This is a genomic window from Planktothrix sp. (assembly GCF_046067725.1).
GTDB lineage: Bacteria > Cyanobacteriota > Cyanobacteriia > Cyanobacteriales > Microcoleaceae > Planktothrix.
The window spans coordinates 1-25,214 of sequence record NZ_JBJUDF010000367.1 but is presented as its reverse complement, the minus strand read 5'-3'; the positions used below and the strand labels follow the sequence as shown (position 1 = coordinate 25,214).

The following is a 25,214-nucleotide window of genomic DNA, read 5'->3' as shown; positions in this document are numbered from 1 at the left end:
ATTTATGAATGAACCTATTAAGCCTATCACCTTACCTCCGAGTGAGAATCTACAACAGGAAGGAGAATGGTTAAAACAAAATTTACATACCTGGTTAGATGAACAATTTATTCCTGAAGCTATCAATGAAACCATTGCACAACGGGCGGCTCAAATTTATGTTCGTCAACGCATGGAAGGAGAAAATGATGTCGGTTCCTTAGTCATTGCTATTGTGACAGAAATGGAATCTTTTGATTTTTCTAAAAGCTTTTTTGGAGAATTTGCGATCGCTAATGCTGTAAGTGATTTATTGTTAGATAGTTTAGGAATTGAACGTTGTTGCGGAAGATAAATATTAATAATCCCAAACTACTAAGGGCGAGGAAACCTCGCCCCTACAGGGGATGAGGGATAACGGTTTGTTACCAACTGGACTTGACAACGCCTGGTAATAACCCTTGGTGCGCCATTTCGCGGATCACGTTGCGAGATAATCCAAAATCCCGATAATAGCCTCTGGGGCGTCCAGTTAACCAGCAACGGTTTCTCACGCGGGTTTTAGAACTATTGCGGGGAAGTTGTTGAATTTTGCGGTGAATTTCCATTTTTTCCAGTTGAGACTCAGCTTGCTCAAACTGTTCTTTTAGTTCAGCGCGTTTTTCAGCATATTTCTCTACTAATTTTTTGCGCTTTTTATCGCGCTCAATCATGCTTTTCTTAGCCATATGAAGGCTGTTTTCCTCCTAAATGATTATTTATGCTTTAGCCTAAACGTTTTTCTGCGGTGGGGACGGTTGCCCCTTGAGCAGATGGGCATAAATCAGACAATTCACAATTATAACACGCTGGACTCCTGGCTGTACAGATAGCGCGACCATGATAAATCAAGCGAATTGACCAATTTTCCCAGTCCGGTTGGGGAATCAACCCCATCAAATCCCGTTCAATGCGAATGGGGTCAGTGTGGGTTGTCAGTCCCAAGCGTTGACTCAAGCGTTTAACATGGGTATCCACCGTCACCCCCATATTAATCCCATAGCCATGACCTAAAACCACGTTAGCGGTTTTTCGAGCCACGCCAGGGAGTTCGAGAAGGTGTTCCATGAGTTTTGGCGGTTGTCCCCCGTATTTTTCCACCAGCAGTTGACAGGCGGCTTGAATATGACGAGCTTTATTACGATAGAACCCGGTTGACCGGACTAAATTTTCCAGTTCTGTGATATTAGCGGTTGCTAAACTTTCAGCGTCGGGAAAGCGAGAAAATAAAGCTGGGGTGACTTGATTAACTCGTTCATCGGTACATTGAGCCGATAAAATAGTGGCGACTAATAATTGCACCGGAGTTTCATAATTCAAGCTACAAGTTGCATCAGGATACAGGCGTTTGAGTCGCAATAAAATCTCTAAAGCCCGTTGTTTTGTCCCCCGCTTTTTCTGAGTCACCATGTTAATTTTTTACTGTTGAAAGAGCGAACGCACCCAACTTAAATCCGTTAAATTAACGGCATCTCGAATAATCAAGAAAATCCCCAATCCTAACAACAACATTAACCCAGTTTGCATCACACTTTCTTGGACTTTATCCGGTAAAGGTTTACCTCGTAACGCTTCGATTAATAAAAACGCTAATTGACCGCCATCTAAAGCCGGAAGCGGAAGAATATTAATGAACGCCAAGTTAATACTAATTAAGGCGGCAAATTGAAATAAATTTCCCGCATCCGAACGGGCAATATCAGCACCAATTGCCACAATTCCAACCGGGCCAGATAACTGTTCTGCGGTTTCACTAAAGTTACTAATCAGTTGTGCAAAACCCGATGCCGTTAAATTAATAATGCGTTGAAATTCTGTTGCTCCTTCCGTCAAGGCTGCAATCGGGTTTTTAGCGCGATGACGAACAATCGTTCCATTCGCACTTAACTGCACACCAATGCGACCTTTACCATCATTTCCCAGTTCAGGAGTTACCTTGAGTGATACAACTTGATCTTGCCGTTTAATTTGCATCGATAACGCTTGATTCGGATGATCTTGAATCTCCTGAATTAAGGTTTTAATCGAAGTTTCAGACGCTCCTAATTCTTGACCATCGACAGCCAAAATAATATCTTGTGATTGGATGCCAGCCCGGTTAGCAGCAGAACTTAAATCTTGAGATACTTCTGCAACTTTAACCCCCGGTTGATAATTAAAATTGGGAACCCCAATAATGCCAATTTGAGTCACCAATAAAAAATAAGCAAAAATTAAATTGGCAATCACTCCCGCACTAATTACAATCGCTCGATCTAAAACGGGACGATTACTCAATAAATTCGGGTCATCTTTAGGAATGGTACTATCTGGATCTTCATCAGGAAATCCTACATATCCTCCTAACGGCAGACCTCGAAGGGCATACTCGGTTTCTGGGCCTTGATATTTCCATAAAATCGGGCCAAAGCCAATGGAAAACCGATTCACATGAATATTCTGTAAACGCGCGGCTAAAAAATGCCCCAGTTCATGAACGACAATTAACACTGCAAGAACTGCGATCGCTGCCAATACTGACATGAATAAGTCCCGTAAAACAACATAAAAGCGGTTCTAACTATTTTAATATCTAGTGTTGAAAGTTGACCCTTGACCCTGGGCAGAAGGTTTATAACCGTCAGTTTTCACAGTATGATGATCAAACAGGAGTCATTCAACACTGGATCTAAAATCCCATCTTCACTGAACAGTTAACCGTCAACAATCAACGTCAGCACCCCGCTCTAAAGAGACGGGGCTCATGCCTCCTCTTTGGATAGCTGACCAGCCTAAGTCTTCATTGACTATGTTATCGGCAAGTGTTCAAGAACCCACCAATAGATGCGTAGCTAGTCTATTGCTCTGGAACTTAAAAGTTAAACAGTTTTACGAGGGGTAAAATAGTGCTTTTGAGATAGTTACCGACCGATAACATTGGCGTTCGCGTAGCGTGTGCGAAGCACTCAGCTAACTTTACCCTAGTAATAGGAGTGGGAGAAATCCCAAAAAAACCGGGAATCGGCAAATCAAACAATTTTTGTCGGTTCCCAATCCAATATTCACGGGAAATTTATTCCCCTGAGTCGTGTTTCCTCTCAGGTCTGAAGACGCTGAGTTTCCACACTCCCATCCTACTTTTATGACAACGACCCTTGCTCGTACTCCCCTTTATAACGCCTCCGTTGAACTCAATGGCCGTATGGTGCCCTTCGCAGGTTGGGAAATGGCGGTTCAGTTTACAGGAATTAACCGCGAACATGAAGCCGTCCGTCAAGCGGTGGGTATGTTTGATATTTCCCACATGGGTAAATTTATTCTGCGCGGAGAACACTTAATTGATGCGTTACAATCTCTAGTTCCCTCAGATTTCAGCCGTTTACAACCCGGTGAAGCTCAATATAGCGTTTTGTTGAATGCTCAGGGAGGAATTTTAGACGATATTATTTTTTATTATCAAGGCATTGATCCGGTGACGAATTTACCCCAAGGCGTCATGATTGTGAATGCAGCGACTCGTTCACGGGATAAAGCTTGGATTAGTGCCCATATTGAGGATCAGGGGATAATATTAGAAGATTTATCTAAAGATCAAGTGTTATTAGCACTTCAGGGGCCACAAGCAGAAGCCACGTTACAACCCTTCGTTGAAGATAACCTTTCTAGCATTAAATTTTTTGGTCATCTTAATACCACAATTTTAGGACAACCCGCCTTTATTGCCCGTACTGGATACACCGGAGAAGACGGATTTGAAATGATGGTTGATCCGAATATTGGGATTCAACTTTGGCAAAATTTAGCCACATCTGGTGTCATTCCCTGTGGTTTAGGAGCAAGAGATACCCTGCGTTTAGAAGCCGCAATGGCATTATATGGGCAAGATATTGATTTGAACACAACTCCTTTAGAAGCGGGTTTAGGTTGGATTATTCATTGGGATACCAAGGGAAAATTTATTGGTCGTTCCGCTTTAGAACAACAAAAAAACACTGGAGTCACTCACAAATTAGTCGGGTTAGAAATGCAGGGACGATATATTGCCCGTCACGGATATCCAGTTTTATTTAACGGTGAAAAAGTCGGAGAAATTACCAGTGGAACCTTATCTCCAACATTAGGAAAAGCCATTTCTATGGCCTATGTTCCTACCCGATTATCCAAAATCGGTCAATCTTTAGACGTGGAAATTCGCGGCAAAACTTACCCCGCAACGGTTGTTAAACGTCCCTTCTATCGTTCTCCCCATCGACCTAAAAAATAAAGCAGAGGGAACAGGAAGACAGAAGAAATACAAACCATCAACCGTTAACAATTAACAGTGACCACCAACTATGGTTAAAACGTAATTCAGTACCCAAACATCATTATTTACAGATTGGGTGATTCCCTGTTCCCTGTTCCCAGTTAATCACAGTTCCCGGTTCCCTTTCTCAACTAGGTAATTAATTTTGCACCAGCACTTATTAACAATTGGATGGCGGGAGTGGGTGGCGTTACCGAGTTTGGGAATTGGGAAAATTAAAGCCAAAATTGATACAGGTGCCCGTTCATCAAGTTTGCACGCTTTTGATATTCAGATTGTTGAATTTCAGGGTCAACAACGGGTTCGGTTTAAAGTACACCCCATCCAACGCGATACAATCAATACGGTCAGTACAGAAGCGGACTTACTGGAATATCGTCCCATCCGTAATTCGGGTGGACATACGGAATTAAGACCTGTGATTGTAACGGATCTTGAACTGATGGGAAAACGATGGTTAATTGAATTAACGTTAACAAATCGAGATGCAATGGGATTTCGGATGTTATTAGGAAGACAAGCCATAAAAGGACGGTTTTTAATTGATTGTCATCAATCCTTTTTAGGAGATTATAAATAACAGAAAAAATCTAATTTTAAGACTATTTTATTATTATGAAAATTGCGATCTTATCCCAAGATAGTTCCTTGTATTCGACTAGACGACTGAGACAAGCAGGGGAACAACGGGGTCATGAGATACAGATTATTGATTATTTAAGATGTCATATTTCAATTGTTTCTGACAATCCTGCCATTATTTATGAAGGAAAACCATTAGGCAAATTTGATGCAATTATTCCTCGAATTGGAGCCTCAAAAACTTTTTATGGAACGATTATTGTCCGTCAATTTGAACTGATGGGAATGTTGACGTTAAATGGCTCTCAAGGAATTATACGTTCCCGTGATAAATTGAATGCGTTGCAAGTTTTAGCCAAAGAAGGCATTAACTTACCAAAAACAGCATTTTCAACTTCGATTAAAGAGATAGATCATTTAATTGAACAAGTCGGAGGTACACCTTTAATTATTAAACTGTTAGAAGGAACTCAAGGCATGGGAGTGATTTTAGCAGAAAGTTATCAATCAGCTAAATCAGTAATTGAGGCATTTCAAGGGTTAAATATTGATATTTTAGTACAGGAATTTATTCAAGAGGCGAATGGTTCTGATTTGCGGTGTTTTGTGATTGGAGATAAAGTGGTTGCAGCCATGAAACGCTTGAGTAACCCTGGAGAATTTCGGGCTAATTTACATCGAGGCGGAAAAGCTGAAAATGTTAAATTAACCGCAGAAGAACGGAATATGGCTATTAAATCTGCAAAAGTAATGGGATTAAAAGTTGCAGGAGTAGATATGATCCGTTCTGATCAAGGCCCCCTGGTTTTAGAGGTGAATTCATCCCCAGGGCTTGAAGGAATTGAAACGGTTACAGGAATTGATGTATCGGATAAAATTATTGAATTTTTGGAAAAAAATGTAATGATAGGAGGGAATAAAGAACCAGGAACCGGAAACAGAAAAAAAAAGAGGAGTACACCCCCAACATTTGAGAATTAGCTATATAATATAATCATTTAAACTTAATATAAAATAGTCAAAATTATTAACCCTATTGCCTATAGCAAGATTGCCTATTGCCCATTCGTAATTCCCTGTTCCCTGTTCCCTCTTTAATGGAGATCAACCCAATGGTACTAATAACGGCTCAACAAATCGCAGATTTAATGCCAGATACCAGTCAACTCGAAAGTGATGAACCAGAGATGGAAAGTTCTTTACATTATTTACAATTAGCTTTATTAGTTTCTTGTTTAGATTGGCTTTGGCGAGAACGAGAGGATTATTTTATTGGAGCGAATTTAACGGTTTATTACAGTCAACAACAACTCAGAAATCGAGAATTCAGAGGCCCCGACTTTTTTGTGGCTAAAAATACGGTAAAACGTCCCCGTCGCTCGTGGGTTGTTTGGCAAGAAGATGGAAAATATCCCGATATCATTATTGAATTACTCTCAGATTCTACCGCTAAAGTTGATCGACAAGAAAAGAAAAACCTATATCAAAATCGGTTTAGAACCCCAGAATATTTCTGGTTTTCTCCCGAAGATTTAGAGTTAGCAGGATTTCGTTTAATCGGTCAAGCCTATCATCCTATTATTAGCAATGAATCCGGCTTATTGTGGAGTGATGTATTAGGGTTATATTTGGGAATTTATAACAATCAATTACGTTATTTTAGTCCAGAAGGAGAATTAATTCCCACCCCAGCAGAAGCAGCCCTCGAAGCTCAAACCTTAGCCGAAACCGAACGTCAACGGGCCGAAACAGAGCGTCAACGGGCAGAACGTTTAGCCGAACAACTTAGAGCATTAGGGATTAATCCCGATTCAGTGGGTTAAACTATAGTTATCTCAAAATTTCCAAAATTCTGATCAATTCCTGATTCTGTATTAACCTAAGTTGCTTGTTATTAGCTTAGGAGGGTTCAAAATCATAAGATTTGTAACTAGCAACTTGTGTTATTACTTTAATGTTATGATTAACTAATAACAGGTAATCCAATCTCCACATCTGATCTCTTTTACTGTTTTCCCTTGTTAATCATAGGGTAAAACTTTCCCTATTATTTTTGACTACGGGATCATCCTGGGGATGATATCAATTTGGTTTTTCTTGTTTGCCTGTCGTACCAAAAATCAACCAGTGCTAACAATGAAGGAGTAAGAATATGTCTAGTTTTACAACGCTTCAATTGACTAATAATAACGCTGATGATGAGATGCCTAGTCTTTCAGAAAATCAGGTTGCTTGGTCTCAGTGGGATGGGTCTGCCTATCAAATCTATTATCATGATGGTGCTAATAGTATTCCCTTGACTAATAGTTATTTTAGCAATGAAAATGTAGAAATTTCAGGTAATAATATCGTCTGGTACTCCGGGGGATTATCTGGAGTTTCAAGTATTTACTTATATAATGGCAGCACCACAATTGAATTGAGTGATAATTCGTATAACACAAATTATAACGGCAATCCTCAAATATCCGGTAATAATGTTGTCTGGCCAAGCGGTAATGAAATTTATCTTTACAATGGCACTAATGTCATTCAACTGCCTAAGAATGACTCTGAGGAACTAAATATATATAAAGAAGTACGTGATCCCAGAATATCAGGTAATAATGTCATTTGGTCTGGTTGGGATGGGACTGATTATGAAATTTATCTTTACAATGGGGTTAATACCATTCAACTGACTAATAATGACTCTGAAGAACTAGAACCCGAAATATCAGGAAATAATGTCGTTTGGTTTGGTTGGGATGGAAATGATTATGAAATTTATTTTTACAATGGAATTAATACCACTCAATTAACCAATAATACTGAGGGTGATGATTCTCCCCAAATATCAGGAAATAATGTCGTTTGGAATGGTTGGGATGGGACTGATTATGAAATTTATCTTTATAATGGGATTAATACCGTTCAATTAACGAATAATACTGAGGCTGATGAGTATCCGAAAATATCAGGCAATAATATTGTTTGGGAGACTTTTGATGGAAATGATTATGAAATTTACGCTTACGATGGCAGTAGTATCCTCCAGTTAACGAATAATAATTCTGAGGACAAGAACTATGATATTTCTGGCAATAATATCATCTGGCAAGGTTGGGATAGTAACGATTGGGAAATTTATAAAGCGACCCTATCTTCAAATATTACCCCAACTCCAACTCCAACTCCAACCCCGAATACAAACGATACAATTTTTGGAACTGCTGGGAATGATCCGATTAGCGTCGGAATTGGGGATGATATAGTCTTTGGAAATAGCGGTAATGATGGGATTAATGGGGAGCAAGGTAATGATACCTTATTTGGGAATCAAAATGATGATCAACTCAATGGAGGTGAGGGTCAAGATCTTCTTTATGGAGGTCAAGACAATGATAACCTCTCCGGGGGTTTAGGTCAGGATCAAATTTTTGGGAACAAAGGCAATGACAACCTAGAAGGCAATGAAGGGAATGATAATCTGTATGGAGGTCAAGACAATGATAACCTGTCCGGTGGTGCGGATAATGACCTGTTATCGGGAGATAATGGGGATGATACCTTGCCCGGAGGTGTCGGTGCAGACCAGTTCTACATTGCTCCCACCCAGGGAAATGACGTGATCACTGACTTTATCCCTGGAGAAGATTTGATTATTTTAACAGGAGGATTAACCTTTGAACAGTTAACTTTCAGTCAAGATAATACCAACACTTTAATTAAACTAGCTTCAACTCAACAAATATTGGCTCAATTATTAGGAGTTAATTCGACTCAAATTAACGCTAACAATTTCTTACTCGGTTAACACCGAATCGGGGATCAGTTTGTTAATCATAACCTTTCTGGGGCTTTGGGTGAGGATCAACTTTTGGGGAACAAAGGCAGGGACAACCTCGATGGCCATCAGGGGAAATCAGACTCCAAATCTCCACACCTGTGTAGAAACCTTGCAGACAAGATTTCTACAGAAGTATTTCTGCCGAGATAGAAGCCGAAGATGAGAAAGGCAGGTTATAATTTGTTACGGAAGTTAGCAAAACTATAAGTTTTATGAGTAAACCTGCCGTCAATTCGTTTTTTGTGGGACGTGCCTTAGCGGAAGGACTGTACGAACAACTGGGAAATGGTCTGGCCAACTTCCTCAGCGAACTGGGGAAATTTGACGCAGAACAGAAAGAACATCTACGACAGTTTACCCAACAGGTGATGGAACGCGCCTCTCAAGAAGCGGGAACCGTTGTTACCGATAGTTCCTCCCCGTTTAACTCTGCATTTTCTAACGGTGAACCCGTAGATTTACAAGCGACGATTGACGAACTGCGAGCAGAAGTGGCTGAACTCCGTTCAGAATTGCAACGGTATCGTAATCGCACCGTGTAAACTCTGTTTTAATCAAACAAGCACTGAATAGGGTCAACATCATTTTGGAAACGGTCGTGTCTGTTCCTGCTGATCATGCCATTCGGGGTTCCGAACCGGAACAACGAATGAATCCGCCTATAGTTACTCCTTCCCGCAAACATTATGGGGGAAAAGCTTACCGTTGGAATCGCAAAAATTATTCCCGTAATCGACGTTTTATTGATATTTGGACGTTTGTATTAACGTGGTTAACTTGGTTGTGGATCGATGGTAAAAAATGGAGTTACTGGGGCGGTTTTACCGAAGAAAAGAAGAATGCTCGCCGTCGAGCGCAAGCAATATGGGTTCGAGAAACATTTTTAGAGTTAGGGCCAACCTTTATTAAAGTTGGACAATTATTTTCCACCCGTGCCGATTTATTCCCCATTGAATATGTAGAAGAACTCTCGAAACTTCAAGATAAAGTTCCAGCCTTTAGCTATGAACAAGCTGAAGAAATTATCGTCGAAGATCTCGGTAAAACTGTTCAAGAATTATTCCAAAATTTTGATCCCATTCCCTTAGCAGCAGCCAGTCTAGGTCAAGTTCACAAAGCTCAACTTCATTCTGGCTCCGATGTGGTGGTGAAAGTTCAACGCCCCGGACTGAAAAAATTATTTGAAATTGATTTAGCGATTCTGCGAGGCATTGCTCGCTACTTCCAAAACCATCCCCGTTGGGGAAAAGGTCGAGATTGGGTGGGAATTTATGATGAATGTTGCCGGATTTTATGGTTAGAAATTGACTACCTGAATGAAGGTCGCAATGCCGATACATTCCGAAGGAATTTTCGCAATTGTGATTGGGTCAAAGTTCCGCGAGTATCCTGGCAATATACCTCTCCCAGAGTCCTCACCTTAGAATATATTCCAGGGATTAAAATTAGCAATTATGAAGCCTTGGAAGCATCAGGACTTGACCGTAAAGAACTGGCTCAAATGGGAGCTAAAGCTTATTTACAACAACTCCTGAATCATGGCTTTTTCCATGCCGATCCCCACCCCGGTAATATTGCCGTTAGTCCGGGGGGCGAACTGATTTTTTATGATTTTGGCATGATGGGACAAATTACGTCCAATCTGCGAGAAAAACTCATGGAAACGCTGTTTGGCATTACCCAACGAGATGCAGATCGGGTGGTGAAATCCTTAATTGCTGTTGGAGCATTAGCACCAACCGGAGATATCGGGCCTGTGCGTCGGTCAATTCAATATATGTTAGATCACTTTATGGATCAACCGTTTGAAAATCAATCGATTGCTGCCATCAGTGATGATTTGTATGAAATTGCTTATGACCAACCGTTTCGATTTCCGGCAACCTTTACCTTCGTGATGCGGGCCTTCTCGACATTAGAAGGAGTCGGAAAAGGACTTGACCCTGAATTTAACTTTATGGAGGTGGCACAGCCGTTTGCCATACAGCTTATGTCTAATGGAAATCTTCCCAATACTGCCAATAGTATTTTTAATGAACTGGGTCGCCAAGCGGTGCAAGTCAGTTCCTCGGCGTTAGGCTTACCCGGACGCATTGAAGATACCCTGGAAAAACTCGAACAAGGGGATATCCGAATGCGGGTTCGTCTTGCAGAAACTGACCGGGTATTAAGACGGGTGAGTAATGTCCAAATGGGCACAAATTACGCTGTGCTGATCAGTGCCTTCACCCTATCGGCTACACTGTTATTGATTAGTGATAAGGTGGGGTTAGCGTTGATTGTACTCTTCTTAGCGTTTGCTATGGGGATTGCTTTCTTAAGACTGTTACGACGGATTGACCGTCTCGATCGCATGATGTAAATCCTTGATGGAAATAGTCACATAACCCTGACTTTTAAAGTTAAGGAATGTTAACCGTCCGCAGCCTTTCTCACCCATCCTGATCAGCAAATATTGGAAAATTTAAAATAGAAACCCCTTGGGGAGTTAGAGGATAACTCATATTTGTTTATGAAACGTTTTTTTGCTGGGATGACGGATACAGGTAAGGTTCGCAACGTCAACCAAGATGCTTACTACATCGATCCTAATGGCCGTTTTTTCATTGTCGCGGATGGAATGGGTGGACACGCAGGGGGTCAAGAGGCAAGTCTGATTGCCACTCAAACCATTAAAGATTACATTCTTGACCATTGGGATCGTCCCGAACAATCCCAGACTCTACTCAAGAATGCGTTGATCGCGGCAAACAAAGCGATTTTGCAGGATCAGCAACAACATCCCGAACGCTCGGATATGGGGACGACGGCGGTTGTGGCTTTATTCCGAGAAGATGAGGAGAACCCTTGGTTTGCCAATGTGGGGGATTCTCGTTTATATCGTTTACGGGGACATACCTTACAACAAATTACAGAAGATCAAACTTGGGTGGCTCAAGCGGTGAAACGCAACGCCTTAACCCCAGATGAAGCTCGCATTCATCCTTGGCGTCATGTTCTGTCTCAGTGTTTAGGACGTGAAGATCTCTCAGACATTAGTATTGATCAGATGGATGTACAGCCGGGAGATCGGTTGCTGTTGTGTAGTGATGGGTTGACCGAAGAACTTTCAGATACAATCATCACCGCTAACCTCAAATCAATTCGAGCTTGTGAAGCCGCAGCGAAGGCGTTAGTCCAAGAGGCAAAAGACCGGGAAGGGCGAGACAATATTACAGTTATTGTGGTCGCGGTTGGATCGTTAGAGGGTTAATCCTATTTCCTATGCGTGTAATCGGTTTGATCAGTGGAACCTCCGTTGATGGCATTGATGCGGCTTTGGTTGAGATTACAGGTTGTCAACGGGATCTCAAAGTGCAATTCTTGGCGGGGGCGACTTATCCCTATTCTGAGGCGTTGCGATCGCAAATTTTGCAGGTCTGTGGTGGCATGGCTTTATCAATGGCTGAATGGTCTGACCTGGATGATGCGATCGCTCAGGCTTTTGCTCAAGCAGCCATCACTTTGCAACAGTCCTCTGAACCTGCGGAATTAATCGGTTCTCAGGGTCAAACGGTATTTCATCGCCCTCCCCAAAAAGAACAACTCGGTTACAGTGTCCAACTGGGGCGGGGAGAACTGATCGCCCATTTAACCGGGATCACAACGGTCAGTAACTTTCGAGTCGCTGATATTGCGGCTGGAGGTCATGGTGCTCCCCTGGTTCCAATTCTGGATGTTTATCTTCTTCGTCATCCTGAATATCATCGCTGTGTTCAAAATATTGGGGGAATTAGTAATGTCACCTATTTGCCTCAAACGAACCTCAATGACACCCCCCTCCCCCCACCGATTTTAGGCTGGGACACTGGGCCAGGAAATATCTTACTTGATTTAGCGGTACAATATTTTTCTCAAGGGACACAAACCTACGACCAGGATGGTGTGTGGGCTGCCACTGGTACTCCTTGTATCCCGTTAGTTGAAGAGTGGTTACAGCAAGATTTTTTTCAGCAACCTCCCCCGAAATCAACGGGGCGAGAATTATTTGGAAAAAACTATTTACAATTTTGTTTAGCGGAAGCAGAACCCTACAATTTAAGTCCGGCAGATGTTTTAGCAACACTAACGGAATTGACAGCCCTGTCAATCTATCGCAGTTATTGTCAATTTTTACCTTCCCTACCGGATCAGATTTTATTATGTGGAGGAGGAAGCCATAACCGTTATTTAAAACATCGATTAGAAACTTTATTTGCTCCAATTCCGGTTTTTTCTACCTCAGAAATAGGCTTAAATGCTGATTTTAAAGAAGCCATTACCTTTGCGGTTTTAGCTTATTGGCGACAGCTAGGTATCCCTGGAAATTTACCGACGGTCACAGGAGCAAATTCTGAGGTTTTACTGGGACAAATTCACACCGCCTGGACGACAACGTGATACCATAACAACAAATCGCTTGAAGAGATAATCTGTAGAGCTTAGTCGATCTGACAAGAGAAAAGTTTTGAGTTTTCTAGGACTCAGAATTTTTAGTTTAGGTGAGGTGCAGAAAATAAGGGTAGCACTGTGGCTCATACATTTTTAATGGAATCTGGTCAATGGTTATTAGAAGGAAGTTGGCTTAATCGGAATGAACTGCCAATTGCCGTCCGAGGAAAAACAGTTGTTGCATGGAATCAAAGTGACTGGTTTAGTATGGTGACAAAATTAGTCTTTCCCGGTCACGATCACGAGGATATTATCTTACAGTATCGGGGACGATTAGATAGTAATGAACGAGAATATACCTTTGTTTTACAACACAGTCAATTAGGCAAAATCGAAGGGGAAGGATTAATTAGCCTTGAGTCGATTGTCCAACGTTATCGAGTTTTAGGAGATGAACGTCAACGTCGGAATGGATTTGAAACTTTGAGAAAAGTTGATTCCAACCATTACTATTATTCAAGTGGAATCATGGCAGGACACACGCTGAATTTAATTAGTGTGATGGAAGCGACTTTAGAACGTAAATCTTAATTGAATCGGGTTGATTTAACTTTCATAAAAAGCGTTTCATCGAAGAAGCAGGTTGCGCCCCATTACCCCTAACCTGTTTCCAACTGTTGGAAAAAAGTGAGAGATAGAGGTCGCTGACTGCGACATCTTCTAGTATTATTCCTGCACAAAATTGGGTTCCAAGCCCCAATGGTGTTTGAGAAAATGTTGGTACATATTTTCTCGCACCATCATGTGTTCATAGAGATTGATTAAAAACTCCTGTGCCTGTTCTCGACTCATTTGACCCACTTGCAGCTTGAAGGAACTGAGGTTAAATTGTTGTTCCAAAGAGAGTTCTACAGGTTGGTTCATGGTTCGCTCCTATCAGTTGTGTAGTATTGTTAACAAGTGTAACAACTGTTTGACAAATTGTCCATTCTCTTCTAAAGAGATGTCTATTCTGAAGATAGCAAATCTTTTGAAAGATGGTGTAGCATAGGATACGAGTTTTGACGACAAAGGGTATAGATCTCAAGACAGAATGGAAATTAGAGGCTCAATGATCAGGAATCTTTCCAGTTTGATGTGTTAAACTCATATAGAGTATTTGTAATTCTTATCAAGTTTTTGTTCTGACTCACAAGGATGAGAAATTTAACATGACTCCTGCTAAGACCGAGCCAACCAGAGCGTTCTGGAGTCGATTTCGTTTTCTTCCCTACGCTGTGGTAGGGGTTTTGATTTTTTATTTTAATTCGACTTGGGATTCTAATTTTTTTGTTAAAGGATACCTAACGGTGATTGAAGCACAAACTTCTATCATTTTGTTATACTTTTTAATAGCTAGGCTTTCCAAAAGCCGGAACCGTAAACTGAATCGCTAATCCAGACTAAATGCCTAAAATTTAGGAGAAAAACCCATGAAGAATAAATTTGCAGCCGCGATACTCGCTTTCTTTTTAGGTGGTTTTGGAGTTCATAAGTTCTATTTAGGAGAAAATTTTGGCGGGATTCTTTATTTATTATTTTGTTGGACATTTATTCCAGCAATTTTAGCGTTTTTTGATTTTTTAGGCTTATTGTTAATGTCGGATCAAGCCTTCAATGCTAAATTTAATCCAGGTGTTGCTTATTCAGCATTAAATGGAAGTCGTTCAGCCGAGGATATTACCGTCGGTTTATCTCAACTCAAAAGCCTTTATGATCAAGGTGCAATTACCGCAGAAGAATATGAAGAAAAACGTCGCAAATTATTAAAAGAACTGTAAACCTCAATCGGAGTGACCTTGAAGGTGTCTAATCTATCTAAATGGTTTCAGAAAGTCCCCCAATGGTTATATTGGTCTTTATTACCTGTATTCGGGGGATTTGCGATTGTCTATGCTGGAAATAAAACCAAAACTCAACCTTGGATTTATATCGGTTTAGGGTTTGTAGCAGCGGCTTTTATTTTCTCGGATACCTCCTTTGCAGGCTTGGTTTGGATGGGTCAAATTATTACTGCGATCGCATTGCGGAATAAATTTTTAGCTAAAACTTTTCCCCATCCTTTATCTAATTTACATGAGTCTCATCTCACCCAATTAGTGGCTCAATATCACGATAAAATTGATATTAATACTTGTTCTAAACATGATTTGGTTCATGGATTAGATTTACCGATTGTTTATGCGAATGAAATTGAAGACTTGAAACGAGAAGGCTATAATTTCACCAGTTTAGAAGAACTTGCTGAATTAATTGGGATTCCTGAAGCAACGATCAAACGGATTACACCGTTAGTAACCTTTGGGTTTGATATTAATAAAGAAATTCATCATTCTTGGCGACGATTAAATGTATTATCAATGGATGAATTAGTGGAATTAGGGTTAAATATGAATGCCGCTAAAATTATCGTTTTAGAACGTCAACAACGAGGAGGTTATAAGTCTTTCCTAGATTTTAAAAAACGGACTCAACTGCCATTACATATTTATCGTCATTTTTTATGAATGCGATCGCTTAATTTTTAATAAAGTCTCTACAAATGCAAAGGATCAATATCAATGGTAATATAAACAGAACCGGAGTTAAACTCAGAGAATTTTGGTAAAATAATAGAAGAGTCTTGAGAGGTTTTAATTAAAATTTGCCAGCGATAACGATTTGCAACCCGAAGAATAGGCGCAGGAGCGGGGCCTAATAATTCAAAATTAGAATCGGGATTATTTTCTAATAATAATTCTGCTAATTTTTTGGCAGTTTCTTCAACATTTTTCTGATTAAAACTACTTAATCTTAATAAAATTAAACGACCATAAGGCGGATAATTTAACTCCTGTCGCTGTTGTAATTCTGTGGCGACGAAGGATTCATAATCATGACGTTGTACCGCTTGAATAACCGGGTGTTCGGGGGTGTAGGTTTGTAGAATCACTCGCCCTGGATCATTCCCTCTTCCGGCTCGTCCTGCGACTTGAACTAAGGTTTGAAAGGCGCGTTCACTCGCACGATAATCAGATAAATGTAATAACCCATCGGCGGATACAATTCCGACTAAACTAACAGAAGCTAAATCTAACCCTTTGGTTAACATTTGGGTTCCCACTAATAAATCTGCTTCTTTATTTGCAAATTGAGTTAATAAGGTACGATGAGCATTTTTTCGAGAGGTGGTATCACTATCAAATCGAATTGATTTTAACTCAGGAAATAAGCGATTTAATTCTTCAATAACCCGTTGAGTTCCACTCCCAAAATGTTTAAAATAGGGAGAGTCACAATCAGGACAACGCTGGGGATACAATTGACTATAATTACAATAATGGCATCTTAACAGTTGCGCCGCATTCGGATGTTCATGATGATATGCTAAGGACACATCACAATGGGGACATTCCATCACATAACCACAACTGCGACAGGAAACAAAGGTACTGTGTCCTCGACGATGGATAAATAAGATTCCTTGTTGACGAGTTTCTTGGAGTTGATTTAAAGCAGTTTGTAAGTCATAACTAAAAATTGATCGGTTTCCTTGACGCAATTCTTGACGCATATCAACGATTTTAATCGGAGGAAGGGGTCGCGCTTGAATGCGTTCGGGAAGGGATAAATAAAATCGATTTTGTTGATTTTTCTGTTTAATTTCTAACCAAGTTTCTAAGGATGGAGTTGCTGAACCTAATATTAAGGGACAATTTTCTAATTCCGCTCGCCATTGAGCAACTTTTCGAGCATGATAACAGGGAGGAGGTTGATCTTGTTTGAAACTGCTATCATGTTCTTCATCAAGAATAATTAATCCTAATTTCGGTAAAGGTGCGAATATTGCTGAACGAGTCCCGATAATAATTTGGGGTAAACCCAAAGTCATATTCCGCCAGGTATCGTAACGTTCTCCATCGGAAAGGGCACTATGATAAACAAAAACTTGATCGCCAAAACGGGCACGAAATCGGTCGGTTAATTGAGGGGTTAAGCCAATTTCAGGAACTAATACTAAGGCGGATTTTCCTTGATTTAAAATAGGTGCGATCGCTTGTAAATAAACTTCGGTTTTTCCTGAACCTGTCACCCCATGTAATAAAACTTGAGCATAACTGGATAAAGAGTTAATGGTTTGTAAAGATTGAGTTTGATATTGATTTAAAATTTTAGGCTGATCAGGAGTTTGAAAAATGCCTTGATTTTGCCTTAAAATTTCTCTTTCCGTGATAATAATACAGCCTTTTTCTGCTAAATTTTTTAATAAGCTAGAACTGGTACTACAAATTTTAATTAAATCATTGAACCAAAGTTCTCCTCCTTGTTGCTTGAGAACTTTAATCACCAGGGTTAAAACTTCCTGCTGACGAGGGGTTAAATCTAAAGGGATAATATCATCAACTAATGTAACAGCTTGTTTTAATTTAGGGCGAGGGGGGCTAGGGGGTTCTAAATAACTTTCAACCCATTTTCGCTGTAATAAATCTTTCAATCCTCGTTGAGCATTAATGACATTTTGTTTTAAATATTTCCAAGTAAAATCTTTTGTTCCTGAAGATTGTAAAAGATTTAAAAGAGAAGCAGCAGCCGGATTTAAAAATAATTGAACATCCTTGGGGATGGGTTCAGACGTTAAACGAATGCGACGTTGACTTTTTCCTAATAATCCAGGGGGTAAAGCAGTCCGAATGACTGAAATTAAAGGGGTTTGATAATAATTAGAAACCTGTTGTAACAGTTGCCAATAAGTTGAAGGGAAGAAACCGTTACAAATAATATCTTCAACGGCTTTGACTCGATGTTCTGGTAAATCAGGAGACAGTTGATCGAGAAACTGAATTACAATTCCTCCTATTTGTTGAGTTCCAAAGGGAACACTCACAATATCTCCAGGCTTTACCCTTAAATCTGAAGGAACTCGATAAATAAATAACTTTTGTTCCTCTTGTTCTTCTGTATTAAACCCATAAGGAACATCCACTAATACTTCAACAAATCGTTCTGAACCCAAAACAGAATCATCCGAATGCTCTTGATGATAAGATGCGCCAGATTCAGCAACAATTAACCGAGATTGATTACAAGTCAAAACAGACATGAGCCATTTTTGTTGAGTATTAACGGGGAGAAGGGTGACGGGTTGCGGATCGGAAATACCGGACACCGACACCCTGGAGATTAAGGATTACCTAATAAATCGACAATCGCTTGTCGTTCAGTAGAATCAGAATTAAACACTTGACGGGTATCTGTAATTAACCAATCTAAGGCCGCTGCTTGCACATCAATAGAAGCGCCAAGCTTATCTACACAATAGCGCCCAAACACTAATTTATCCACTAAACGGACTCCGGGGCCTAAACGAGAATATTCAAAAATCACGCTATTATCTACATAGGCATCACTGCAAATCCAGCAGTTAGGGCCGATCATAGTAGGGCCAATAATACTTGCACCCTCTTCAATGCGAGTCATCCCTCCAATATAAACCGGGCCTTGAATATTAACTTTATCCCAATTAACCGCCACATTTAATCCAGTATAGACCCCTGGACGCACCTGTTGACCGGGAATAGAAACGTTTTTAATAGATCCTAATAACACACTGCGAATCGCTTGCCAATAATCGGGGACTTTCCCAATATCCACCCATTCAAAATCCATTGAAATTCCATAAAAAGGCGCATCAATTTTAACTAAATGGGGAAATAATTGGCTACCAATATCATACTCACACCCGGAAGGAATATATTTAAAAATCTCAGGTTCAAAAATATAAATCCCTGTATTAATATCCGTACTCAAAGCTTCTTGGACTGAAGGTTTTTCTTGAAACGCTTTCACACGACCCGTTTTGTCGGTGACAACCACGCCATAACTAGAAACTTGATCCCTAGGAACCGATTTCATCACAATAGTAGCAATAGAGCCTTTTTCTCGATGCCATTTGACTGCTTCTGTTAAGTCTAAATCAATTAAAGCATCCCCACATAACACCACAAAAGTATCATCAAAAAACGGATTAAAGTCTTGAATTCGTTTCATCCCTCCGGCGGAACCCAAGGCTTGTCCAATTAAATTTCCATCTTCAATTCTGCCTTCAAAAGAATAGGAGATATGCACCCCAAACCGTTGACCATCTCGGAAATAGTTTTCAATTTCATTGGCTAAATGACTAACATTAACCATAATTTCATCAAACCCGTGCATTCGCAGTAATTCCACCAAGAATTCCATCACTGGTTTTTGTAAGATCGGAATTAAAGGTTTAGGAATTGTGTAAGTAATCGGACGAACACGAGTTCCTTTTCCAGCAGCAAGAATCATAGCTTTCATATTCACTTCCTCAACCTTAAGCAATGTTTAAACTAATCACATGAGATGGAACTCAGGGATCAAAATCAGTAATAGTTTTGCGTTGACAACGCTTTTTAACAGAAAAATGGCCTGATTAGACAATCTGATGAGAGAGTCTTGATCAATTAATAGCCTATCAAGGTTTACTATGATTGATCCGTGAAGTTCTTGAGATCTTGAATGAACCAGGTTTTAAGAGTTTGGCGATGGTTCACTCAGAGAGCGAATTTTAAGATCTTGATAAAATTCCTCTTGAGCAAGCTCAACTTTGGATTGCGCCGATAATAACAGCAATGCCCAAAATACCCCCACCCGATCATGATTCGGACTCAAGTGAACCGGATTTTCTTCCGACACCGGAGGCGGTTGGGGTTGCTTCCTCTGTAACCAAAGGGTTAATAACTGGTCAAGCTCCAACCATTCTTGACGGTGTTGTGATTCTTGCAGGTTCAAGAGTCGTTCTACTTCCGCCGCCATTTCCACTAGGTTTTCCTGATGGGCTAACTCTGCAATAGCCTTGGCGGTTGTGGCTCTAGTTTTAGCAGTGTTCGGACGGGGGCGAGGACGAGCTTTTTGAGCGGCAATGGTAGCCGCCATCAGTTGCAACTGTTCAATCAGTTCTTGCAACGTGACTCGCCGTTTCTGGGGAATTTTAGCCACCGCGCGCCGACGCAGTTGTCGTTCAAGTTGTTGGGGTCGTTGAATCCCATTGCCTCCGTCTTCCAATTCTAGGAATTCTTCGGCTTCGGGTAAAGCTTCATTCGGGTCAGTTTCCGTTGCCATCAAGCTATCGGCTTTCAGTAAGACGAGCATGGAGGCATACAAAAAGGCTTGGCCCGACTGCGACAATTCTGTAAAATTATTGCTGGAGGTTGATTCTTCGGGAGGGGTTAGTTTACTGAGATAACGATCAATGACATCAATCACCTGAACATCCCAAGGATCAATCTCTCCCCGTTGTGCCAAGTCAATTAAGAGTGCAATTCCCTCAGATAAAGCCGTTAAGGCATCTTGAGGAGTCGCCACACTTAGGGGAAAGTTGGAGAGGGGATCAGGACTAGAAAGGATAGAATCGCCTGAAATCACTGAAGGTACAACACTCAGTAGTTCGCTCAATGTCTACCTATTGTAAACCAAAACCTTCTGTTGTGACTGCACGATTCCTTCGACGGCGGGTTACTCGTTGGGGAGGACTTCAGGAGTATGGGTTAAGACTTCGACGGTCGGAATCAAGGTTTTTTGTTGCGTTTCGAGGGAGGTTTGATAGTCCTTGAGTTGCTTTTGTAAATTTTTTTCTAACTCTTCAATTCGTTTTTCTTGTTGTCGTATTTGACGAGCCGTTTCCCGATTGGATAAAATTCGCTGCAATCTTGACCATAAACTGAAAATCCAAGCTAAGAATGCACCAAACCCGGCGGCTATAATTAATTCAATTGAAAGGGGAGCTTGGATTTTAATGCCTTCGATCAGTTGCACCGTTGCTGGATTGGTATTTTCTAAACTAAAGAACACTAATCCTAAACAAACAATAAAAATAAACAAAAAGTTGAGTGCTCGCATTATAATTTTATCCAATCGGGAAAATAAATGAGTCGTTCAAGCCTAGTTTAATTTTAAGGCTTTTTGGGGATTTTGAATCTCGTTAAACTTTTGTTGGAATTGAAGCTTGACCCTTTTTAACCGATGGGGAAAAATTGGACTTCAGATACATTCCTAAAGCGGTGAACCCAACAATCATCAGAGTTCCAATTCCAATGGGACTGGGAACCCAGAAAATGGCTTCTAATTGATTAATTTCTCCGGGTTGGAGCGTCCAAATTACTTGTTTTCCATCGGACTCTACCTTAACTAATGAAGGTTCTTCCGAGGTTTCAGAAAGATTCACAGGATTAACAATAGTTGCTCCCCAAGGCGTGGTTAACACAAATTGTAGTTCTAATAAGTTACCGGAACTGATTAATACATTTTCTGAGGTGGAGAGTAGAGACAGCGATCGCAAATCTAATTCTAAACTAATATGATTGCGTAAAGCAAAAATCCAATTATTTTGTTTAAGATTAAGATGGGAAGCAAATTCAGGAAGTTTTACCTCAGTTTCTTTCTTTGATTTTTTTAGGTTAAATTCAGCCGGATTAAAAAAATGATTGAATTTATCTTCTAAATCCTTGCCATTATAAAAAGGAATGGTCACTAATATTTCTTGTTTAGAAAGCTTCTGGGTTCTGCCTTTTAACTGTTTAACTCGTCGTTCTAAAGTTGACACCCATTCATTAATAACATCTCGATTAAAGCTGGTTAATCGTTCTCCTAATTGAATTTTCTGAACAATTTGACCGTGAGTTTGATCTTGAAAATTGACTCCCACATCATATCGAACACAACCACTCAATAAAAATAAAGCACAAAAAACAATCAGAAATGGTTTAATAATTTTCATCATAATTTAATTCCAAGCCATTGTTGAATATTATATCGCCAGTCTGAGAAACGATTGATCAAACCTGATGCTTTGGCACTGAGGACACCCAAATCAGAGTTAAAGTTCTCCCATCGATTTGTCTAGGGTTTGATGAACTATGGGATGATAGTTAAAAGTTTCTAATCCTTTGCTTATGGCTAGTCAACTGCGTATTTATGTCCCGCCCCATCCTCTAATTAAACATTGGTTAGGAGTAGCTCGTGATCAAGCGACTCCTCCGGCTTTATTTCGCACAGCAATGACCGAGTTAGGACGCTGGTTAACCTACGAAGCCGCCAGAGACTGGCTACCAACCCTGGAAACCAGCGTACAAACCCCGTTAACCGAATGTACCGCCACCTTTGTTAATCCTGAAGTTCCCTTAGTGGTGATTCCGATTTTACGGGCGGGTTTAGCATTAATGGAAGGAATTCAAAGCGTGGTTCCCTTATCTTCGGTTTATCATATCGGGATGATACGCAACGAGGAAACCTTAGAGGCGAGTTGCTACCTGAATAATTTACCGACCCAATTTGATCCCCAAACGCGGGTGATTATCAGTGAACCCATGTTAGCAACAGGGGTAACCATCATGGCGGTGATGAAAGAACTCACCCAACGTCATCTTGACCCCGCTTTGATCCGGATTATTTCAATTGTCGCCGCACCGCCTGCGTTACAAAAATTAAGTCAAGCTTATCCCAGCTTGCAAATCTATACCGCAATTATTGATCCTGAAGTGAATGAACATGGCTTTATTGTACCAGGACTCGGAGATGCAGGAGATCGAACTTTTGGCACATTCGACCGTCTCCCCACCGAATAGATTTCTAGGTTGTCACAACAGTAAATCTGTATCCCTTTTTTCCTGACTGTTCCCTGTTCCCTGTTCCCTGTTCCCTACTATAAAATCAAGCTATTATGACAGAGTGGTAAATTATGAGTAATCGAGATGGCTTTACCAGTGGTTTGTTCCTCGGTGCAACCCTTGGAGGGTTAGTTGGCGGAGTATTGGGGGTCGTATTAGCTTCCCGCATGAGGGAGCAAGAGTCAGTGGATCTGTTGCCAGAAACATCAGCAAAATCAGTCAAGTCAGCTAAATTGCCAGAAGATCACATGGAAACGGCTCGTTTGAGTTTGGAGGATAAAATTGCTCAACTCAATCAAGCGATTGATGATGTGCGTCAGCAATTAGGAACTGTCAATAGCAATAGTAACTCGGAAACTTACGACTAATCGGTTTTAGTATTGCTTTTGACCTCTGCCCCTTTCTTGAAATGTGATACACTAAGGGTCATCCCTTTATCTCAAATTCAGTCAAATTGAGTTAAACATCAAAAAAATTTTATGGCACTTCCTTTAGGTTTACTCGCTAATACCCTGGCACAGTTCCTGAACATTTATATGTTAATCCTATTTATCAGGATTTTATTAAGCTGGTTTCCCACCATTAATTGGTATGATCCACCCTTTTCAATTTTAAGTCAATTAACTGACCCCTATCTCAATCTGTTTCGGTCTTTTATTCCCCCCTTGGGAGGAATTGATTTTTCAGCAATTATTGCGATTTTTGCGTTGCAATTTGGCTCTCAAATTATTATTGCTTTATTAGGCAGTATGCAGCAAATGGCATTTTAATTTATCCAAACTTAGAAACCGGGTTTCTGGAAGAAACCGGGTTTCTGGTTCTATAGATTCTCCTGAATTAATTCTCGATATAAACTCTTGGGTTTAACTCCTTTGAGGTCTTGAATTAAACCTTTATTTTTGAACATCTGCACCGTTGGAGTCCCAACTACCCCTGCACTTTGAGCAATTTCAGGATCTTCTTCAATGTCAATTTCGACATAATGAATTTTACCCTCAAATTCGCCAACCACTTTATCTAAAATCGGTTTAAGCGCATGACAAGGCCCGCAGGTGGGTGAGGCATATTTTACCATAATTAAGCGATCGCTTTCATGGTAAAGTTTCCGCAAGGCATAACCCCCCGTATGGCGGGTATTTTGGATATCGAAATTTTCAGAAGTGGTAATTTGAGGTTGGGTTGAAGCGGTTGTTTCTGCTTCCGGTTCAGCCGTTTCTGTTTGTTGAACTTCCTGCGCTAACCCATTCATTGATAACCAACGTTCAGCTAACATCGCTCCCATGCAACCACTTCCGGCGGCTGTAATGGCTTGACGAAACTCATGATCCTGCACATCCCCAACCGCATAAACCCCTTCAACGCTGGTTTCAGGCGTGCCATGTTTGGTAACAATATATCCCACTTCATCGAGATCTAATTGTCCTTGGAAGATTTGGGTATTGGGAGTATGACCAATGGCATAAAATAACCCCTGTACAGGTAAATCCTGTTGTTCTCCCGTTTGGTTATTCTTAATTTTAATCCCGCCTAATTTATCATTGCCATAAACATCAATCACTTCGGTATTCCAATGGACGGTAATTTTAGGATGCGTCAGAACTCTTTGCTGCATGGTTTTACTCGCCCGCAGTTCATGACGTCTCACTAATAAATGAACGTGGGTGGCATATTTAGTTAAATAAACCGCTTCCTCAGTAGCCGTATCTCCTCCCCCAATGACCGCTAATTCTACACCTTTAAAAATCGGACTGGCTCCATCACAAATGGCACAAGCCGAAATTCCCGCATTCCAAAATTGTTCTTCATGAGGAAGATGTAACCGTTTCGCCGTCGCCCCTGTGGCAATCACAATAGCATGGGTTTTGAGTTCCCGTTCTTCAGATTTAACGGTGAAGGGACGTTGACTCAAATCAACGGAAATCACATCCTCGGTAAAGAGTTCCGCCCCCCACCGTTGAGCTTGAGCTTTGATCCGATCCATTAATTCTGGCCCGGTAATGCCTTCGGGAAAACCAGGGAAGTTCTCGACTTCTGTGGTGGTCATTAACTGACCCCCCGGAATTCCCCCCAGTTGATAGCCTTCAAACACAACGGGTTTCAAGTTCGCGCGTCCAGCATAAATCGCCGCAGTGTAGCCCGCAGGCCCAGAACCAATAATTACCAGGTTTTCAACGGTTGGGTTTGTCATTTTTCTTATCTAAAACTCATAACGACTTCATTTAGTTAAATTATAGCAGTTTCTGTCTTCTCCGGGTAGGGTAGGGAGTCTAATCGCTTCGGTTTTATAATAAGAAATTATATTTATGCGATTCTAATTTTAAATTTTAAAAGAATTTGAGAAAAAACCGCGATTTTTGTCAAGAGGTTATTGCAAACGGGTTGCAAT

Annotated in this window: 26 protein-coding genes; 16 read left to right on the top strand and 10 right to left on the bottom strand. The window is 40.7% G+C overall.

Annotation, left to right across the window (positions count from 1 at the left end; translation table 11 throughout):
• Positions 1-4: 4 nt before the first annotated feature.
• Positions 5-334: a hypothetical protein gene (locus ACKPEB_RS22710; protein WP_408967299.1), complete on the top strand. Its 330-nt coding sequence runs from the start codon at positions 5-7 to the stop codon at positions 332-334.
• Between the two features lie 70 nt (positions 335-404).
• Here ACKPEB_RS22710 and rpsN read toward each other — a convergent pair whose 3' ends face one another.
• Genes rpsN through rseP form a run of 3 tightly spaced genes read right to left on the bottom strand, consistent with a single transcriptional unit; the run spans position 405 to position 2,541 of the window.
• Complete coding sequence (gene rpsN, locus ACKPEB_RS22705; protein WP_072721335.1) at positions 405-707, bottom strand: 30S ribosomal protein S14; 303 nt, start codon at positions 705-707, stop codon at positions 405-407.
• Positions 708-744: 37 nt separating this feature from the next.
• Positions 745-1,428, bottom strand: a complete 684-nt coding sequence (gene nth / locus ACKPEB_RS22700) for an endonuclease III (protein WP_408967298.1) — start codon at positions 1,426-1,428, stop codon at positions 745-747.
• Between the two features lie 9 nt (positions 1,429-1,437).
• Positions 1,438-2,541, bottom strand: coding sequence for an RIP metalloprotease RseP (gene rseP, locus ACKPEB_RS22695; RefSeq protein WP_408967297.1), 1,104 nt, complete (start codon positions 2,539-2,541; stop codon positions 1,438-1,440).
• 598 nt (positions 2,542-3,139) lie between these two features.
• Here rseP and gcvT point away from each other — a divergent pair.
• The 10 genes from gcvT to ACKPEB_RS22645 all read left to right on the top strand — a co-directional run bounded on the left by gcvT (position 3,140) and on the right by ACKPEB_RS22645 (position 13,715).
• A complete protein-coding gene (gene gcvT, locus ACKPEB_RS22690) occupies positions 3,140-4,261 on the top strand; it encodes a glycine cleavage system aminomethyltransferase GcvT (RefSeq protein WP_408967296.1) in 1,122 nt (373 codons plus the stop codon).
• A gap of 187 nt (positions 4,262-4,448) precedes the next feature.
• Positions 4,449-4,883: an ATP-dependent zinc protease gene (locus ACKPEB_RS22685; RefSeq protein ID WP_408967295.1), complete on the top strand. Its 435-nt coding sequence runs from the start codon at positions 4,449-4,451 to the stop codon at positions 4,881-4,883.
• Positions 4,884-4,918: 35 nt separating this feature from the next.
• Complete coding sequence (gene rimK, locus ACKPEB_RS22680) at positions 4,919-5,866, top strand: 30S ribosomal protein S6--L-glutamate ligase (protein WP_408967294.1); 948 nt, start codon at positions 4,919-4,921, stop codon at positions 5,864-5,866.
• 131 nt (positions 5,867-5,997) lie between these two features.
• The gene (locus ACKPEB_RS22675; RefSeq protein WP_408967293.1) at positions 5,998-6,708 is read left to right on the top strand and encodes a Uma2 family endonuclease; all 711 of its coding nucleotides are present in this window, start codon (positions 5,998-6,000) and stop codon (positions 6,706-6,708) included.
• A gap of 329 nt (positions 6,709-7,037) precedes the next feature.
• On the top strand, positions 7,038-8,681 hold the full coding sequence (locus ACKPEB_RS22670) for a hypothetical protein (protein ID WP_408967292.1): 1,644 nt from the start codon (positions 7,038-7,040) through the stop codon (positions 8,679-8,681).
• A gap of 245 nt (positions 8,682-8,926) precedes the next feature.
• Positions 8,927-9,256 (top strand): DUF6825 family protein, encoded by a 330-nt coding sequence (locus ACKPEB_RS22665; RefSeq protein WP_408967291.1) that lies wholly within the window; start codon positions 8,927-8,929, stop codon positions 9,254-9,256.
• Positions 9,257-9,363: 107 nt separating this feature from the next.
• Complete coding sequence (locus tag ACKPEB_RS22660; protein WP_408967316.1) at positions 9,364-11,076, top strand: ABC1 kinase family protein; 1,713 nt, start codon at positions 9,364-9,366, stop codon at positions 11,074-11,076.
• 150 nt (positions 11,077-11,226) lie between these two features.
• Positions 11,227-11,967, top strand: a complete 741-nt coding sequence (locus ACKPEB_RS22655) for a PP2C family protein-serine/threonine phosphatase (RefSeq protein ID WP_408967290.1) — start codon at positions 11,227-11,229, stop codon at positions 11,965-11,967.
• A gap of 11 nt (positions 11,968-11,978) precedes the next feature.
• Positions 11,979-13,133, top strand: a complete 1,155-nt coding sequence (locus ACKPEB_RS22650) for an anhydro-N-acetylmuramic acid kinase (protein ID WP_408967289.1) — start codon at positions 11,979-11,981, stop codon at positions 13,131-13,133.
• A 129-nt stretch (positions 13,134-13,262) separates the two neighbouring features.
• Positions 13,263-13,715: a hypothetical protein gene (locus tag ACKPEB_RS22645; protein WP_408967288.1), complete on the top strand. Its 453-nt coding sequence runs from the start codon at positions 13,263-13,265 to the stop codon at positions 13,713-13,715.
• Between the two features lie 135 nt (positions 13,716-13,850).
• Here the strand turns inward: ACKPEB_RS22645 and ACKPEB_RS22640 are convergent, their stop codons facing one another.
• The gene (locus ACKPEB_RS22640; protein ID WP_408967287.1) at positions 13,851-14,048 is read right to left on the bottom strand and encodes an NblA/ycf18 family protein; all 198 of its coding nucleotides are present in this window, start codon (positions 14,046-14,048) and stop codon (positions 13,851-13,853) included.
• 548 nt (positions 14,049-14,596) lie between these two features.
• Between ACKPEB_RS22640 and ACKPEB_RS22635 the strand changes: the two genes are divergently transcribed.
• Both ACKPEB_RS22635 and ACKPEB_RS22630 read left to right on the top strand, forming a co-directional pair.
• Positions 14,597-14,944, top strand: coding sequence for an NINE protein (locus ACKPEB_RS22635; protein ID WP_408967286.1), 348 nt, complete (start codon positions 14,597-14,599; stop codon positions 14,942-14,944).
• A gap of 24 nt (positions 14,945-14,968) precedes the next feature.
• Entirely contained in the window at positions 14,969-15,670 is a 702-nt protein-coding gene (locus ACKPEB_RS22630; RefSeq protein ID WP_408967285.1) for a helix-hairpin-helix domain-containing protein, read from the top strand.
• Between the two features lie 29 nt (positions 15,671-15,699).
• Here ACKPEB_RS22630 and priA read toward each other — a convergent pair whose 3' ends face one another.
• The 5 genes from priA to ACKPEB_RS22605 form a co-directional block, all read right to left on the bottom strand.
• The gene (priA, locus tag ACKPEB_RS22625; RefSeq protein ID WP_408967284.1) at positions 15,700-18,243 is read right to left on the bottom strand and encodes a primosomal protein N'; all 2,544 of its coding nucleotides are present in this window, start codon (positions 18,241-18,243) and stop codon (positions 15,700-15,702) included.
• A gap of 80 nt (positions 18,244-18,323) precedes the next feature.
• On the bottom strand, positions 18,324-19,481 hold the full coding sequence (locus tag ACKPEB_RS22620) for a sugar phosphate nucleotidyltransferase (protein ID WP_408967283.1): 1,158 nt from the start codon (positions 19,479-19,481) through the stop codon (positions 18,324-18,326).
• 213 nt (positions 19,482-19,694) lie between these two features.
• Entirely contained in the window at positions 19,695-20,528 is an 834-nt protein-coding gene (locus tag ACKPEB_RS22615) for a segregation/condensation protein A (RefSeq protein WP_408967315.1), read from the bottom strand.
• Positions 20,529-20,678: 150 nt separating this feature from the next.
• Positions 20,679-21,062, bottom strand: a complete 384-nt coding sequence (locus tag ACKPEB_RS22610; RefSeq protein ID WP_408967282.1) for a lipopolysaccharide assembly protein LapA domain-containing protein — start codon at positions 21,060-21,062, stop codon at positions 20,679-20,681.
• An 82-nt stretch (positions 21,063-21,144) separates the two neighbouring features.
• On the bottom strand, positions 21,145-21,942 hold the full coding sequence (locus ACKPEB_RS22605) for a DUF3153 domain-containing protein (protein WP_408967281.1): 798 nt from the start codon (positions 21,940-21,942) through the stop codon (positions 21,145-21,147).
• A 172-nt stretch (positions 21,943-22,114) separates the two neighbouring features.
• Here ACKPEB_RS22605 and upp point away from each other — a divergent pair, with 172 nt between their 5' ends.
• The 3 genes from upp (at position 22,115) to ACKPEB_RS22590 (ending at position 23,598) form a co-directional block, all read left to right on the top strand.
• On the top strand, positions 22,115-22,786 hold the full coding sequence (upp, locus tag ACKPEB_RS22600; protein ID WP_408967280.1) for a uracil phosphoribosyltransferase: 672 nt from the start codon (positions 22,115-22,117) through the stop codon (positions 22,784-22,786).
• Positions 22,787-22,899: 113 nt separating this feature from the next.
• Entirely contained in the window at positions 22,900-23,196 is a 297-nt protein-coding gene (locus ACKPEB_RS22595; protein ID WP_408967279.1) for a hypothetical protein, read from the top strand.
• A gap of 111 nt (positions 23,197-23,307) precedes the next feature.
• The gene (locus ACKPEB_RS22590) at positions 23,308-23,598 is read left to right on the top strand and encodes a YggT family protein (protein WP_408967278.1); all 291 of its coding nucleotides are present in this window, start codon (positions 23,308-23,310) and stop codon (positions 23,596-23,598) included.
• 50 nt (positions 23,599-23,648) lie between these two features.
• On the opposite strand, the gene trxB is transcribed toward ACKPEB_RS22590, so the two are convergent.
• Positions 23,649-25,016, bottom strand: a complete 1,368-nt coding sequence (gene trxB, locus ACKPEB_RS22585; RefSeq protein ID WP_408967277.1) for a thioredoxin-disulfide reductase — start codon at positions 25,014-25,016, stop codon at positions 23,649-23,651.
• Between the last annotated feature and the right edge of the window lie 198 nt (positions 25,017-25,214).

Bases quoted from the DNA above. Each gene is read 5' to 3' on its own strand.
- upp (WP_408967280.1), top strand. From the start codon at position 22,115: ATGGCTAGTCAACTGCGTATTTATGTCCCGCCCCATCCTCTAATTAAA.
- ACKPEB_RS22590 (WP_408967278.1), top strand. From the start codon at position 23,308: ATGGCACTTCCTTTAGGTTTACTCGCTAATACCCTGGCACAGTTCCTG.
- ACKPEB_RS22640 (WP_408967287.1), bottom strand. From the start codon at position 14,048: ATGAACCAACCTGTAGAACTCTCTTTGGAACAACAATTTAACCTCAGT.
- ACKPEB_RS22605 (WP_408967281.1), bottom strand. From the start codon at position 21,942: ATGATGAAAATTATTAAACCATTTCTGATTGTTTTTTGTGCTTTATTT.
- rimK (WP_408967294.1), top strand. From the start codon at position 4,919: ATGAAAATTGCGATCTTATCCCAAGATAGTTCCTTGTATTCGACTAGA.
- ACKPEB_RS22655 (WP_408967290.1), top strand. From the start codon at position 11,227: ATGAAACGTTTTTTTGCTGGGATGACGGATACAGGTAAGGTTCGCAAC.
- ACKPEB_RS22660 (WP_408967316.1), top strand. From the start codon at position 9,364: ATGAATCCGCCTATAGTTACTCCTTCCCGCAAACATTATGGGGGAAAA.
- ACKPEB_RS22650 (WP_408967289.1), top strand. From the start codon at position 11,979: ATGCGTGTAATCGGTTTGATCAGTGGAACCTCCGTTGATGGCATTGAT.
- gcvT (WP_408967296.1), top strand. From the start codon at position 3,140: ATGACAACGACCCTTGCTCGTACTCCCCTTTATAACGCCTCCGTTGAA.
- rpsN (WP_072721335.1), bottom strand. From the start codon at position 707: ATGGCTAAGAAAAGCATGATTGAGCGCGATAAAAAGCGCAAAAAATTA.
- ACKPEB_RS22620 (WP_408967283.1), bottom strand. From the start codon at position 19,481: ATGAAAGCTATGATTCTTGCTGCTGGAAAAGGAACTCGTGTTCGTCCG.
- ACKPEB_RS22595 (WP_408967279.1), top strand. From the start codon at position 22,900: ATGAGTAATCGAGATGGCTTTACCAGTGGTTTGTTCCTCGGTGCAACC.
- trxB (WP_408967277.1), bottom strand. From the start codon at position 25,016: ATGACAAACCCAACCGTTGAAAACCTGGTAATTATTGGTTCTGGGCCT.
- ACKPEB_RS22710 (WP_408967299.1), top strand. From the start codon at position 5: ATGAATGAACCTATTAAGCCTATCACCTTACCTCCGAGTGAGAATCTA.
- ACKPEB_RS22635 (WP_408967286.1), top strand. From the start codon at position 14,597: ATGAAGAATAAATTTGCAGCCGCGATACTCGCTTTCTTTTTAGGTGGT.
- rseP (WP_408967297.1), bottom strand. From the start codon at position 2,541: ATGTCAGTATTGGCAGCGATCGCAGTTCTTGCAGTGTTAATTGTCGTT.
- priA (WP_408967284.1), bottom strand. From the start codon at position 18,243: ATGTCTGTTTTGACTTGTAATCAATCTCGGTTAATTGTTGCTGAATCT.
- ACKPEB_RS22670 (WP_408967292.1), top strand. From the start codon at position 7,038: ATGTCTAGTTTTACAACGCTTCAATTGACTAATAATAACGCTGATGAT.
- nth (WP_408967298.1), bottom strand. From the start codon at position 1,428: ATGGTGACTCAGAAAAAGCGGGGGACAAAACAACGGGCTTTAGAGATT.
- ACKPEB_RS22610 (WP_408967282.1), bottom strand. From the start codon at position 21,062: ATGCGAGCACTCAACTTTTTGTTTATTTTTATTGTTTGTTTAGGATTA.
- ACKPEB_RS22675 (WP_408967293.1), top strand. From the start codon at position 5,998: ATGGTACTAATAACGGCTCAACAAATCGCAGATTTAATGCCAGATACC.
- ACKPEB_RS22665 (WP_408967291.1), top strand. From the start codon at position 8,927: ATGAGTAAACCTGCCGTCAATTCGTTTTTTGTGGGACGTGCCTTAGCG.